The sequence below is a fragment of the Arthrobacter sp. P1_A5 genome (genome assembly GCF_056406825.1).
Window position 1 is genome coordinate 1 of sequence record NZ_JBFTZL010000104.1, and the last position, 13201, is coordinate 13201.

11 protein-coding genes, 1 tRNA gene and 1 rRNA gene are annotated in these 13201 nt (G+C 67.0%); 7 read left to right on the plus strand and 6 right to left on the minus strand.

The window, feature by feature from the left end:
- Positions 1 to 360, plus strand: a 360-nt coding sequence (locus AC1D1S_RS13940; RefSeq protein ID WP_476994728.1) for a beta/alpha barrel domain-containing protein, incomplete at its 5' end; no start/stop codon positions are given.
- Between the two features lie 323 nt (positions 361 to 683).
- Here the strand turns inward: AC1D1S_RS13940 and AC1D1S_RS13945 are convergent.
- A tRNA-Thr gene (locus AC1D1S_RS13945) sits at positions 684 to 760 on the minus strand.
- Positions 761 to 1000: 240 nt separating this feature from the next.
- Positions 1001 to 1891, minus strand: a complete 891-nt coding sequence (locus AC1D1S_RS13950; RefSeq protein ID WP_476944605.1) for a DsbA family protein — start codon at positions 1889 to 1891, stop codon at positions 1001 to 1003.
- 293 nt (positions 1892 to 2184) lie between these two features.
- Between AC1D1S_RS13950 and AC1D1S_RS13955 the strand changes: the two genes are divergently transcribed.
- Positions 2185 to 3594, plus strand: coding sequence for an alpha,alpha-trehalose-phosphate synthase (UDP-forming) (locus AC1D1S_RS13955; protein ID WP_476994730.1), 1410 nt, complete (start codon positions 2185 to 2187; stop codon positions 3592 to 3594).
- A complete protein-coding gene (gene otsB / locus AC1D1S_RS13960; RefSeq protein WP_243182215.1) occupies positions 3584 to 4429 on the plus strand; it encodes a trehalose-phosphatase in 846 nt (281 codons plus the stop codon). Before AC1D1S_RS13955 ends, otsB begins: the two co-directional genes overlap by 11 nt.
- Positions 4430 to 4462: 33 nt before the next feature.
- Here the strand turns inward: otsB and AC1D1S_RS13965 are convergent, their stop codons facing one another.
- Complete coding sequence (locus tag AC1D1S_RS13965) at positions 4463 to 4864, minus strand: VOC family protein (protein ID WP_243182214.1); 402 nt, start codon at positions 4862 to 4864, stop codon at positions 4463 to 4465.
- A 262-nt stretch (positions 4865 to 5126) separates the two neighbouring features.
- Here AC1D1S_RS13965 and AC1D1S_RS13970 point away from each other — a divergent pair, with 262 nt between their 5' ends.
- Both AC1D1S_RS13970 and AC1D1S_RS13975 read left to right on the plus strand, forming a co-directional pair.
- Positions 5127 to 6209, plus strand: coding sequence for an ABC transporter ATP-binding protein (locus AC1D1S_RS13970; protein WP_476994729.1), 1083 nt, complete (start codon positions 5127 to 5129; stop codon positions 6207 to 6209).
- Between the two features lie 151 nt (positions 6210 to 6360).
- The gene (locus tag AC1D1S_RS13975; protein ID WP_243182213.1) at positions 6361 to 7779 is read left to right on the plus strand and encodes a DUF4032 domain-containing protein; all 1419 of its coding nucleotides are present in this window, start codon (positions 6361 to 6363) and stop codon (positions 7777 to 7779) included.
- A 48-nt stretch (positions 7780 to 7827) separates the two neighbouring features.
- On the opposite strand, the gene AC1D1S_RS13980 is transcribed toward AC1D1S_RS13975, so the two are convergent.
- Positions 7828 to 9198 carry an FAD-binding oxidoreductase gene (locus AC1D1S_RS13980; RefSeq protein WP_243182212.1) on the minus strand — a complete coding sequence of 457 codons (1371 nt, stop codon included), beginning with the start codon at positions 9196 to 9198 and terminating at the stop codon, positions 7828 to 7830.
- A gap of 182 nt (positions 9199 to 9380) precedes the next feature.
- Between AC1D1S_RS13980 and AC1D1S_RS13985 the strand changes: the two genes are divergently transcribed.
- Together AC1D1S_RS13985 and AC1D1S_RS13990 are read left to right on the plus strand one after the other, a co-directional pair.
- Positions 9381 to 11159 carry a glycoside hydrolase family 13 protein gene (locus AC1D1S_RS13985; protein WP_243182211.1) on the plus strand — a complete coding sequence of 593 codons (1779 nt, stop codon included), beginning with the start codon at positions 9381 to 9383 and terminating at the stop codon, positions 11157 to 11159.
- A gap of 2 nt (positions 11160 to 11161) precedes the next feature.
- The gene (locus tag AC1D1S_RS13990; RefSeq protein WP_476944489.1) at positions 11162 to 12196 is read left to right on the plus strand and encodes a LacI family DNA-binding transcriptional regulator; all 1035 of its coding nucleotides are present in this window, start codon (positions 11162 to 11164) and stop codon (positions 12194 to 12196) included.
- Positions 12197 to 12285: 89 nt separating this feature from the next.
- Here AC1D1S_RS13990 and AC1D1S_RS13995 read toward each other — a convergent pair whose 3' ends face one another.
- Together AC1D1S_RS13995 and rrf are read right to left on the minus strand one after the other, a co-directional pair.
- The gene (locus AC1D1S_RS13995; protein ID WP_476944490.1) at positions 12286 to 12792 is read right to left on the minus strand and encodes an SRPBCC domain-containing protein; all 507 of its coding nucleotides are present in this window, start codon (positions 12790 to 12792) and stop codon (positions 12286 to 12288) included.
- Between the two features lie 252 nt (positions 12793 to 13044).
- A 5S ribosomal RNA gene (rrf, locus tag AC1D1S_RS14000) occupies positions 13045 to 13161 on the minus strand.
- Positions 13162 to 13201: the final 40 nt, after the last annotated feature.

Consider the following 13201-nt stretch of genomic DNA (forward strand, 5'->3'; position numbering starts at 1 on the left):
GGCATGGCCGAGGACGAGCTCTACGTCGCGGCCAAGGAGCTGCAGGCCCCGTACGAACTGGTCAAGGAAGTTGCCGCGACCGGCAAGCTCCCGGTGGTGCTGTTCACCGCCGGCGGCATCGCCACCCCGGCCGACGCCGCGATGATGATGCAGCTCGGCGCCGACGGCGTGTTTGTCGGCTCCGGCATCTTCAAGTCCGGCAACCCGGCCCAGCGGGCCGCCGCCGTCGTGAAGGCCACCACGTTCTACGACGACCCGGACGAGATCGCCAAGGCCTCCCGCGGCCTGGGCGAGGCCATGGTCGGCATCAACGTCGACGAAATCCCGCAGCCGCACCGCCTCGCCGAGCGCGGCTGGTAGCTCAGCAGAACATCGGCGACAGGCGCGCCTAACCCGCTTGGCTTAAGAGAGACTGCAGAGGCTCCATAGACGAGGCGCCTTGGCGCCTCGTTTGTGGAGAAGCAGTCGAACGCCGCCCTTCGCCTTGCGCTTCTGATTGAACGACGACGGCGCCAATTATCCCCGCCAGCCCCAACGGGACGGCCGCCAGCGCCCCGAGGTGCGGCAGCAGGCTGCCGCCGCCAGGTTCAGCCCGCCCACCTCCACAGCCGGGGCCGCCGCCTGTTTTAAGACATAAGAAAACCCCTCCGTTCCGGCCAAATTCGCCGGAACGGAGGGGTTCGTGGGGCCCCCTGTCGGATTCGAACCGACGACCCCCGCTTTACAAGAGCGGTGCTCTGGCCAACTGAGCTAAGGAGGCATTCCTGCTTCCTGACACAACTCCGGGCCACAAAATGGCGCGGATGTCAGGACGCTAGACAAGATTAGCCCACCGACGCCCGGTGAGAAAAACCCAGAGAAAAACGCGCATCGCCCCTCCCGCCCAGCGAAGGCCTAAAGCGAACCCAAAGCAATGGCCCGGCCCCGGGACGATCCGGGGCCGGGCCATCAACTTGTGGCCTTTAACTGCGCGCCTTCAACGGCATGTGCCGTTGCGCGGTTACTTCTTGGCGTCGATCGCGGCCTGCAGGTACTGGTCGAACGGGGTCTGGGCGCTGTCGCCGACGCCCCACTGCTTGCCTTCAACGAAGACGGTGGGCGTGCCGGTGATGCCGATTACCGTGGCCTCCTGGGTGGTGTGCTTCACCCACGGACGGTAGGTCTTGCCATCCACGCACGTCTCGATGCTCTTGGCCCCGGCGTCGGTGGCCAGCGTCTTCAGCTCGTTGTCGGAGAGTCCGGCGCTGCCTTCGGCCGGCTGCTTGGCGAACAGCAGGTCGACGAAGTCCGAGTACTTCTCCGGGGATTCGTTGACCACGCAGGCTGCGGCGTTGGCCGCGCGCGAGGAGTAGTTCGTGGTGGACCGGCTGTCCAGGAATCCGAGCGGGCGGTACTCCACGGTGATTTTGCCCTCGTTGCGCAGCTTGGTGAGCGTCTCGTTGTACTGCGCCTCGAAGTTCTTGCAGACGGGGCAGATGAAGTCGATGTAAAGGACCACCTTGACCGGCTTGCCGGCCTCAGCCTCGGCGCCCGGGGCCGTGACCGGAGACGGCGGCGTGGCCGGAGCGGACGGGAGGTCGGACAGCTTCACGGTTGCGGGATCGGTCTTCGCCACGTCGGTGTTCGCCAGCAGGGTGACCCCGCCGTGGATGTTGCCGTTGGCCGGCGTAGGTCCCTCGTCGGCAACCGGGGCGTTGTTCTTGATGTTGGAGGTGACAACCAGCGCGACGATCACGATGATGGCGACGACGGCGGCAACGATGCCCCAGCCGATCAGCAGCTTGTTGCGCTTCTCCTTCTTCAGCTGCGCCTCGCGGATCTCGCGGGCTTTCTCGCGCGCCGCGGCAGTGCGCTCTGCCTTAGACAGTCGGGGTTCGTTTGCGGGGCTCATTGGTTCCTCGGGTCGTTCGGCCAGGGACGGTCCACTCAGTGGCAACGTCATCATTTTAGGGGAGAAACCCGAGAACTTGCGCTTTCAAGTTTCCCTTCCGCCTGCCCAACGGACGAATAGCCCGGAAGATTCCGGGCGGCTAGGGTTGATGGAGAGCCACGAGCGGACCCCAGGGGGCACCAATGCAAGCAACGGACAGCGCCGGCCACGGCACACAGAGCACCACTGAAGCGGCGCGGACGGCCACCGACGGCGCCACCACCGGCGCCGCGGCAGGGGACCAGTTCGACTTCATGGTGGTGTCCAACCGGCTGCCCGTCGACCGCTGTTCGGCCGACGAGACCGGCTGCGAGGACGGCTGGCGCCGCTCCCCCGGCGGACTCGTGACAGCCCTGGCCCCGATGATGACCAAGACCGACGGCGCGTGGGTGGGCTGGCACGGAGCCCCCGATGAGACGGTCAAGCCTTTCAGCCATGGCGGCATCGACCTGATCCCCGTCCAGCTGAGCACCGAGGACATCGAGCTTTTCTACGAGGGCTTTTCGAACGCCACGTTGTGGCCGCTTTACCACGACGTGATCGCCCCTCCGGAGTTCCACCGCACCTGGTGGGATTCGTACCGGAAGGTCAACCGGAGGTTCGCCGACGCCGTCATCCGCCATGCGGCCGAGGGTGCCACCGTCTGGGTGCAGGACTACCAGCTCCAACTGGTTCCCAAGCTGCTCCGGGAGACCCGGCCGGATCTGAAGATCGGGTTCTTCAACCACATCCCCTTCCCGCCGCCGGAGATCTTTGCCCAGCTCCCGTGGCGCCGGGCGATCATCGACGGCCTCCTGGGGGCGGACCTGGTGGGCTTCCAGCGCAGCAGCGATGCCGGAAACTTCATGCGCTCCGCACGGCGCTTCCTTGGCGCGAGCGTCAAGCAGCAGCAAGTCCATGTCAGGGGCACCGACGGCGAAACCACCCACATCGCGAGGGCCCAGGCGTTCCCCATCTCTATTGATGTCAAGCAGATCACCGAGCTGGCGAAGAAGCCGGAGGTAATCGAGCGGGCGCAGCAGATCCGCCGGGACCTCGGCAACCCCAAGACCATCCTGCTCGGCGTCGACAGGCTCGACTACACCAAGGGCATCCGGCACCGGCTCAAGGCGTACGAGGAACTGCTGCAGGACGCCAAGGTCACCGTCGAGGACGCGACCCTGATCCAGGTGGCCAGCCCCAGCCGTGAGCGTGTGGAGCAGTACCGCCTGCTCCGTGAGGAGGTCGAGGGCACAGTGGGCCACATCAACGGCACCTTCGACACCATGGAGAGCACGGCCGTCCGCTACCTGCACCACAGCTACCCCATCGAAGAGATGGTGTCCCTGTACCTGGCCGCGGACGTCATGCTGGTCACCGCCCTGCGCGACGGCATGAACCTCGTCGCCAAGGAATACGTCACGGCCCGGACAAACAACGACGGAGCGCTGGTACTGAGTGAGTTCGCCGGTGCCGCGGACCAGCTCAAGCAAGCCCTGCTGATGAACCCGCACGACATTGACGGCCTCAAGGACACGATCATGAGGGCCGTCAACATGCAGCCGGCCGAGGCATCACGCCGCATGCGGGCCATGCGCAAGCAGATTCTGGACCACGACGTCGACCTCTGGTCCTCCGACTTCCTGAAAGCCCTCGCCGAAAAGGTTGTACGCGATGACTCCTGACGCCGCCGGAACCCACGATTCAGAGACCAACACTCCAAACACGGCCCCGCTCTCGCTCTCCCCTGAGCTGCTGGCAGCCGTGCGCCGCGTCGCCGGCACCGGGCACCTGCTCGTGGCGATGGACTTCGACGGCACCATGGCACCGCTCGTGGACCATGCCGGCGACGCCCGCGCGCTCCCGCGCTCCGCAGCCGCCTTCGCGGCGCTGACGGAACTGCCCCGGACGACGACGGCGCTCATCTCCGGCCGGGCGCTGGACAGCCTGCGGGCCGTCGCCTCCCCGCCGGAGGAGACGCTGCTGATCGGCAGCCACGGCGCAGAGGTCTGGATGGGGCCCGGCTCCTCGGAACTCATGCTCGACGACGCCCAACGCGAACTCCTGGCCGAGGTCCGCCGGGAGCTTGAGGGAATCGTGGAACAGGCCCCGGGGACCCTTTTGGAAGACAAGCCGGCCGGCGTCGTCCTGCACACGCGGCTCGCGGCGGACGACGTCGCCGAGGACGCCGTCGCCGCGGCGCGGGCGGTCCTGCAGGACCGCAGCGGCGTCTTCCTCAAGTCGGGCAACCGCGTCCTGGAGACCTCCGTCGTGAACGCCTCCAAGGGCGAGGGCATTGCCTTCCTGCGGCAGGCTGCCGGAGCCACGGCCGTGGCCTTCGCCGGAGACGACACCACCGACGAGGACGCCCTGGCCAGCCTCGTCCCGGGCGATCTCGGGGTAAAGGTGGGGCTCGATTTCACCCAGGCTGAGTTCCGGGTGGAGGCGCCGGTGCACGTCTGCGAACTGCTGGAGGCCCTGCTGCGTGAGCGGAAGAAGGCCCTCAACTCCCGGAGCTAACGCGGGCTTACTGAGCGGTCAACCGGGCGTCGGTCACGACTCAGGCTCGTAGCCGATCAACCAGTGCAGTCCGTGACGGTCGAGGACCTGGCCATCTGTCGCGCCCCAGGGCTTCGGGGCAAGGGGATCGATCACCCGGCCGCCAACGGCGAGCTTGTCGAACCACTCGTGGAGAACTGACGGTTCGGCGGTCCCCAGCAGCGAGAGCATGAGGCCTTCGGACCGGACGCTTTTCTCGCCCGCAGCCGCATCCGACCCCGCCAAAGCGACTACGCCGTTCAGCTGTCCGTGGGCAATGGCATCCGGCGGGCCATCGCTGCGGTTGAACTCCTCGTACGTGAACAGCGCAAGCTCTCCGCCGAAAACGTCGGCGTAGAAGCCAAGTGCTTCACGCGCCGTGCCGGGGAAACTGACATAGATCTGCAGTGCCGTCATGCGCACAGCATACCTACCCTTTTCTGGCGCCACGTGACGGACCCCACGTGTGACATCCGTAACTTTTTAGCCCATTTGGCATATATCTGACATACTCTGTTTGTGATGTGGCGCACAACTACCGTGCGGCGTCACTGGGTACTCCTCGGCTTCGGCCGAGGAGTATGCGTATGAAATCCCACAATTGAATTAACAACTGCATAAAACGACCATTCACTACGGATCGTCCGGCACGTACCTGCCGGTGAAGGGATTGATAACTGTGGCTACAGTTACTTTTGATAACGCAACACGTCTGTACCCGGGCACCGAGAAGCCCGCTGTTGACAAGCTCAACATTGATATCGCCGATGGCGAATTCCTGGTCCTCGTTGGACCCTCCGGCTGCGGAAAGTCGACCTCCCTGCGCATGCTTGCAGGTCTCGAGGACGTCAACTCCGGCCGCATCCTCATCGGCGACCGCGACGTCACTGACGTCCCGCCGAAGGATCGCGACATCGCCATGGTGTTCCAGAACTACGCCCTGTACCCGCACATGACCGTGGCGGACAACATGGGCTTCGCACTGAAGATCGCCGGCGTCAGCAAGGAAGAGCGCGCCGAACGCGTCCGTGAGGCCGCCAAGCTGCTTGACCTCGAACCGTACCTGGACYGGAAGCCGAAGGCCCTCTCCGGCGGCCAGCGTCAGCGCGTTGCCATGGGCCGGGCCATTGTGCGTAACCCGCAGGTCTTCCTCATGGATGAGCCGCTGTCCAACCTGGATGCCAAGCTGCGCGTGCAGACCCGCACCCAGATCGCGTCCCTGACCCGCCGCCTCGGCGTCACCACCGTCTACGTGACCCACGACCAGGTCGAGGCCATGACCATGGGTGACCGCGTCGCCGTGCTGAAGGACGGCCTGCTGATGCAGGTCGACACCCCGCGCAACCTGTACGACAAGCCCAAGAACGTCTTCGTGGCCGGCTTCATCGGCTCCCCCGCCATGAACCTGCTCGAACTCCCCGTCGTCGACGGCGGCGTGCAGTTCGGCGGAACCGTTTACCCGGTGCCGCGCGACGTCCTCGAGGAAGCCCACGGCCAGACCGTGACCCTCGGTTCCCGCCCGGAAGACCTTGAGACTGTCGCCCAGGGTGAAGGTCTCCAGGTCGAGGTCGACGTCGTCGAAGAACTCGGCGCCGACGCTTACGTCTACGGCCACACCACGCTCGACGGCCAGAGCCACGACATCGTGGCCCGCGTCGACGGCCGCCGCCCCCCAATGAAGGGTGAGTCCATCTGGGTCCGCCCCCAGTCGGGCCACGTACACCTGTTCGACACCAAGACCGGCCTGCGCCTCGGCGACTAGTCCCCACCCACCGGCTCCCTAACCTCGCTCCGCGTCGGTCAGGGAACCCTGCCGGCGTCCCGCTGACGGCGGTCCTCCCCGTGGAGGGCCGCCGTCGGGCGTTAACAGCCCTGCTTTAGGCGCGGCCCGCCAAATACGGAAGAATTGATTCATGACCGAGGAAAACAGCGCCCAGTGGCACGACGAGCCCACCGACTACGGTCAGATCGGGAAACTGCCCCGGTTCGAGGCCGCCAGCGCCAATGACGACAAGGCCGCGATGGCCTCCAGCTCGCTGAGCATCACGGCCGCCGCCACCGAGCCCGAGCTGCTGGACCTGCCTTGGCACATTGCCCTCGAGGACTGGCCGGCCGAATATCTGGCAGCCCTCCCCCGCGGTATCTCCCGGCACATCGTGCGCTTCGCCCACCTCGGCGGCTCCGTGATCGCCATCAAGGAAACCTCGGAGCACGTGGCCCGCCACGAGTACCACATGCTGCGCAAGCTCGCCCGGCTGGACGTTCCCGGCGTGGAGCCGGTGGCCGTCATCACCGGACGCACCACCCCGGAGGGCCGGCCGCTGAACCCCGTGCTGGTCACCCGGCACCTGAAGTTCTCCATGCCCTACCGTGCGCTCTTCTCCCAGATGCTGCGTAAGGACACCCTGACCCGCCTCATCGACGCCCAGGCCCTGTTGCTGGTCCGACTGCACCTGATCGGCTTCTACTGGGGCGACGTGTCGCTCTCCAACACCTTGTTCCGCCGCGACGCCGGCGCGTTCGCCGCCTACCTGGTCGATGCCGAGACCGGCGAACTGTACCCGGATTTGTCCACCGGCCAGCGCGAGTACGACCTCGAAATCGCCCGCGTCAACATCGCCGGGGAACTCATGGACCTCCTCGACGGCGGCCTGATCGAGGAGAAGGTAGACCCCGTGGCCACCAGCGAACTGATCATGGACAGCTACCGGCGGTTGTGGACCGAGCTGACGGCAAAGGAATCGTTTGAGATCGGGGAACGCTGGCGCGTGGCCGCCCGGATCCGGCGGCTCAACGAGCTGGGGTTCGACGTCGAGGAATACGCGATCAAGACCACACAGAACGGCTCCACCATCCAGCTCCAGCCGAAGGTCGTCGACGCCGGGCATCACCAGCGCCGACTGCTGCGCCTGACCGGTCTGGACGCCCAGGAAAACCAGGCCCGCCGGCTCCTGAACGACATGGACTCTTTCCGGGCGGACAACAACCCGGGCATGGACGAGGAATACAGCGCGCACTTGTGGGTCAGCCAGATCTTCGAACCGATCGTCCGGGCCATCCCCCGCGACCTCTCCGGCAAGCTCGAGCCGGCCGAGGCGGTGCACGAGGTCCTGGAGCACCGCTGGTACATGTCCGAGAAGGAGAACCGGCACATCCCCCTGGCGGAGGCCGTCCAGTCCTACATCGACAACGAACTCCGCCACCGCCGGGACGAGGCCGCGATCATGCTCAACCCGGACACTGGATTGCTCAAGATCCTTGAGGTGGAGACCGAGGAATCACGCTACGGCGCCGACGACTCAGTGGACGAATACCCCGACTCCGACGACTAAGCCGCGCGCCGGGCATGTTGTGGCACGCCCGCGCTAAATCTCCTTGAGCTAAATCGCCTTGCCGGGGTTCAGGATCCCGGCCGGATCGAAGAGTTCCTTGATCCGGCGCTGCAGCTCACGCACGGGTTCCTTCTGCTCCAGGCCGAGCCAGCGCAGCTTGTACTGCCCGATCCCGTGTTCGCCGGTGATCGTGCCGCCCATGGCCAGGGCCACGGCAATCGACCGGTCCAGGGCGGCGCCCAGGCGGGCCATGGCATCGGGGTCCACGGTATTGTCCACCCGGTCGACCCAGAAGGTGGGGTGCAGGTTGCCGTCACCGGCGTGTGCCACGACTTTGAGCTGCACCCGGTGCTCCGCCGCCATGGACTCGAGCTCGGCGACATAATCCACCAGCCGCGAACGCGGCACGGCCACGTCCTCGCCCACCCGGTATTCGTCGTCCACCTCGGTCCCTCGGCTGTTGCGGCGCAGTTCGACAAGCTCCTCTGCCTCCGCGTTGGCCTCCATGGTCACCACCGCTCCTCCCGCCACCAGGACCGGGCGGATGGCCGCGGCCTCCGCCGCCGCGCCGAAGCCGTCGGTCTGGATCAGCAGCAGGGATGCCCCGCGCGCGGCCAGGTCCGAGCCGTGGAGGTCATCGAGTTGGGCGAGCGAGCCGCCGTCGAGCAGTTCCATGATGGCCGGCTGCACGCGGGCCCTGCCCACGGCGAGGACCCCGGCCGCGGCGCTGCGGAAGTCCGGGTAGAAGGCGGCGATGGTGTGTACGTCGCGCGGCAGGTACTTCAGCCGCACGGTGACACCGACCACGATCCCCAGGGTCCCCTCCGAGCCGACGAACAGCCCGGTGAGGTCATAGCCGGCSACGCCCTTGAAGGTCTGGTGGCCGGTATGGATGAGGGAGCCGTCCGCGAGGACGACGTCGAGCGCCAGGACAGAGTCGCGGGTCACCCCGTACTTCGCGCAGCGCAGCCCGCCGGCGTTGGTGGCCACGTTGCCGCCGATGGTGGACATCTTGAAGCTCGCAGGATCCGGTGCATACATGAGCCCGTGCACGGCGGCGGCCGCATTCAGGTCGGCGTTAATGACGCCGGGTTCCACGACGGCGGTCTCGTCATCCGGGTTGAGGTCCAGGATGCGGTTCATCCCCTCGAGCGTGAGCACCACGCAGCCTGCGCTCGCGTGGGCGCCCCCGGAGACCCCGGTACCGGCCCCGCGCGCCACAAGCGCGACGCCAAGGGCTGCGCAGGCACGCACAGTTGCCTGCACGTCGGCCACCGATTCGGCGCGGACCACCGCCTGCGGGAGCTGATAATCCAGGACGGGAGCCTGGTCCACGGCATACGCGGCCAGGGTGGTCGCGTCCACGGCAATTTTCTCCGCGCCCAGGGCGGTGGTCAGCTCGTCGATGATGCTACGCATGCGGTCTCCAGTTCGGTCGAATCCGGTTCCCAGTCTATGACTGCGCATTGTCGGTGATGCGGCTCACAGTTGCAAGCGCTTCCAGCTATGCGCGGGATAGTCCAGTTGGTGGTCGAAATTGCCGCCAAAATGTGACTGGAAGCGTTTTCATAATCCGGCGTGGGAGCCCTAGTATTGCCGTCATGTCCGTTGATTCAGTTCTCCTCGCCCCCGCCGCGCTGGCCGGACCTCTGACGGGTCCGCTGACCCCCGTGCACGCCGCAGACAACATTCCGGGATGGTGGCGCTCCGCTGTCATCTATCAGGTCTATCCGCGCTCGTTCCGGGACCTGAACGGCGACGGCATCGGCGATCTCGCCGGAATCACGGCCGAACTGCCCCGCCTTGCGGAACTGGACATCGACGCCGTCTGGCTTTCGCCCTTCTACCGGTCCCCGCAGCGCGACGCCGGCTACGACGTCAGTGACTACTGCGACGTCGACCCCCTGTTCGGCACCCTGGACGATTTCGCCGCCATGATGGCCGAGGCCACCCGGCTGGGAATGCGGATGATCGTTGACCTGGTGCCCAACCACTGCTCGGACCAGCACCACGCTTTCCAGGCTGCCCTGGCCGCGCCTGCCGGCAGCCCGGAGCGGGACATGTTCATCTTCCGAGACGGCCGCGGAGCATTCGGCGAGGAGCCGCCGAACAACTGGCAGTCCCACTTTGGCGGTTCAGCCTGGACCCGGATCACCGAACCGGACGGCGCCCCCGGGCAGTGGTACCTGCACCTCTTCGACTCCTCCCAGCCGGACTTCAACTGGGACAACCGCGCCGTCCACGAAGAATTCGAACGGGTCCTGCGCTTCTGGCTGGAGCGCGGGGTCTCCGGTTTCCGGGTGGACGTGGCGCACGCCCTCGTGAAGGCCCCGGGCCTGCCCGAGTGGGGCGGACGGGCGGACGGCAGCAGCTCCCACGGCTTCCCCGGAAGCGACGCTCCGATGTTTGGCCAGCCCGCGCTCCACGACATCTACCGGCGGTGGCGTCAGATTCTCGCCGAGTACGGCCCCGACCGGATCCTCTGCGCCGAGGCAAACGTGGACCCGCTCCCCCGGCTCGCCGATTGGGTGCGCCCGGACGAAATGCACCAGGCCTTCAACTTCCCCTACCTGCACGCGGGCCTGGACGTGCACCGGATGCGCCACATCGTCACGGAGTCACTGACGGCACTGGACGCCGTCGCCGCGCCCAGCACGTGGGTGCTCTCCAACCACGACGTCGTCCGCCACGCCACCCGCTTCGGGTACGACGGCCACGCTCCGCGCGACGGTGACGGAATCGGCACCTGGGATCCGCAGCCGAACGAGGAGCTCGGACGGTCCCGGGCGGCCGCGGCGTCCCTGTTCATGCTGGGGCTGCCCGGCGGGGCCTACCTCTACCAGGGTGAAGAGCTTGGCCTGCCGGACGGGATCGACATCCCGGACACCCGCCGCCAGGACCCCACGTTCGCCCGCACCGGCGGCGCACGGCTGGGCCGCGACGGCTGCCGAGTCCCGCTGCCCTGGCGGGCCGGGGAACGCAACGCCGGATTCGGCCACGGGCAGGACCCCTGGCTGCCGCAGCCGGAAAGTTTCTCACGGCTGGCCCGGGATGTGCAGTCCGCTTCGCCGTCGTCGCATCTGAGCCTCTACAAGCGCATGCTGGAGCTGCGCCGCCGGCTCGACCTTGGCCGCGGCTCGCTGTCCTGGTACGAGGACCTCTGCACCGATACGAGCCTTGCTTTCCTCAACGGCTCCACGCTGGTCCTGCTGAATGTCGGGTCCGAGCCCCTGGAGCTGCCCGCCGGACGGGTGCTGCTGCGCAGTTCAACGCCCACGGGTGCCGGCTACGACGCCGGGGACATGGCCGGCGCGGGCGATCCGTTAGGCTCAGGTGAAGCTGTTTGGCTGGAAATCTATCTCGAGGACACGGAGGGCTAGGCATGCCCGGCATCAAGGACGTCGCGGAACGGGCCGGCCTCTCCATCGCCACCGTTTCACGCGCCTTGAGCGGCAAGGGCAATGTCTCACCGCGTAGCCGGGAGCGGGCCCGCACCGCCGCCGCAGAGCTCGGTTTCGTCGCGTCGTACCAGGCCTCCGGACTGGCCTCCGGACGGACCCACAATGTGGGCCTCGTTGTCCCTTCCGTCCACCGGTGGTTCTTTTCCTCGGTGGTCGAAGGTGTCTCGGCGACCCTCCTGGATGCCGGCTACGACCTCACGCTGTACAACGTCAGCCAGGGCCGGGAGCGCCGCCACAGTGTGCTGAACGACTTCCTCCTGCGCAAACGCGTGGATGCCGTGATCGCCGTGTCGCTGGAGCTCTCCGAGACCGAGATCGACCAGCTGCTGGCCATCCATCGCCCCATCGTGGGGATCGGCGGCCCGTTACCCGGGGCTTCGACCATCCGCATCAATGACGCCGGTATTGCGGAGGCCGCGGCCCGGCACCTCATCCAGCTTGGCCACAGCAAAATTGCCCACATGACCGGCGATGCCGCCTACGAGCAGGATTTCCGCCTTCCCGGCACGCGCCAGGCGGGGTTCAAGAAGGCCATGCGGGACGCCGGACTGGTGGTCCGGCCGGGATGGCAGGTCTCCGCCGACTTCACGATCCGGGGCGCCTACGCCAACGCCCGTGAGCTGCTCGGCGGCTCTCCGGAGCGTCCCACGGCCGTCTTTGCCGCCTCGGACGAGATGGCGATCGGCACGATCCTCGCTGCCCGGGATTTCGGGTTGCGGGTGCCGCAGGATCTCTCCGTCATCGGCATCGACGGCCATGAGCTGGGTGAAGTCTTCGGGCTGACCACGATCGATCAGGACGCGCGGGGCCAGGGTGCGTTGGCCGTGCGGCGTTTGCTGGCCAGGCTCGATGGCGCCGGAGACACGGCGGCCGCGCACACCGAATACCCCACGCGCTTCATCATCCGGTCCAGCACCGCTGTTCCGCCCGTCGACCAGGGACCTTTGCGCGCCTAGGTCCGGGCTAGATCCGGACTGTGCATGCCGGGGGCTGGCCGCCGGGTCTGTCCGCCGGTAGGGACGAACGGGCCTCTCCCAGGGGCCGCTCAGGCGTCCGGGCTGTCCGCGCCGGCGCCACCCATGAACCGAACGAAGCGGTCCAGGACGGCGGGCCAGCCTGCCGCGTACTCCGCCCGGGCTGCCGCGGGGTCCTCGGCGCCCTCCCAGCCGCTGTGAACCAGGCGGAGCTCTGTCCCCTCGCCTACCGCCCTGAACGCCACCCGGAGCTCGGTGGACCACATGGCAGTGGTTCCGGGGTGCCAGCTGGCGTGGAAGGACAGCGGGGGCTGCCAGTCGTCAATCGATCCCCAAACAGCCGTCCGGCCGTCATCCGAGGATTCCATGATCAGGTTCTCCTCGAACTCGACATAGGAGCCGGCGCCATAGACGCTGTGGTCCTCGAGCGGCCACCAGAGGTGCGTGTGTTCCGTGAATCCCATGAAGGCCCGGGCAACTGCGCCCGGCACCACAACGCTGACGACGACGGGATCGAGTTCGTCCGCCGCGGCAGGTTCCGGCGCGCCGGACGGAGCATGGCTGAAGAGGTTATCCATGGGCAACAACTCTACCCGCGCAGGCAGCTCCCTGATCCAGGGGTGAGCGGCGGCGGCTGTGACGCTCTCTCACATTTGGCGGGATGTCCTGTGACACTCCCTCACCTTGGGCGGGATGTCYTGTGATGCTCCCTCACGTTTGGCGGGGTGTGGCGGGATGCTCCCTCACGTTTGGCGGGGTCCGGGCTGAATGACGGGTTAAATGCGGGAGGACCCCCACCTGGTGGTGGGGGTCCTCGACCGTTAATGGTGTTCCGGCGGTGACCTACTCTCCCACACCCTCCCGGGTGCAGTACCATCGGCGCTGTGGGTCTTAGCTTCCGGGTTCGGGATGGGACCGGGCGTTTCCCCCACGCTATGACCGCCGTAACCCTTGCTCCGCCACGCACCCGCTGGGCGGGGGTGGGGA

What these genes read in the sequence shown, in the direction of transcription:
- AC1D1S_RS13950 (WP_476944605.1), bottom strand. Translation starts at nt 1,891, where the DNA reads ATGAGCCCCGCAAACGAACCCCGACTGTCTAAGGCAGAGCGCACTGCC.
- otsB (WP_243182215.1), top strand. Translation starts at nt 3,584, where the DNA reads ATGACTCCTGACGCCGCCGGAACCCACGATTCAGAGACCAACACTCCA.
- AC1D1S_RS13995 (WP_476944490.1), bottom strand. Translation starts at nt 12,792, where the DNA reads ATGGATAACCTCTTCAGCCATGCTCCGTCCGGCGCGCCGGAACCTGCC.
- AC1D1S_RS13975 (WP_243182213.1), top strand. Translation starts at nt 6,361, where the DNA reads ATGACCGAGGAAAACAGCGCCCAGTGGCACGACGAGCCCACCGACTAC.
- AC1D1S_RS13955 (WP_476994730.1), top strand. Translation starts at nt 2,185, where the DNA reads ATGGTGGTGTCCAACCGGCTGCCCGTCGACCGCTGTTCGGCCGACGAG.
- AC1D1S_RS13965 (WP_243182214.1), bottom strand. Translation starts at nt 4,864, where the DNA reads ATGACGGCACTGCAGATCTATGTCAGTTTCCCCGGCACGGCGCGTGAA.
- AC1D1S_RS13985 (WP_243182211.1), top strand. Translation starts at nt 9,381, where the DNA reads ATGTCCGTTGATTCAGTTCTCCTCGCCCCCGCCGCGCTGGCCGGACCT.
- AC1D1S_RS13990 (WP_476944489.1), top strand. Translation starts at nt 11,162, where the DNA reads ATGCCCGGCATCAAGGACGTCGCGGAACGGGCCGGCCTCTCCATCGCC.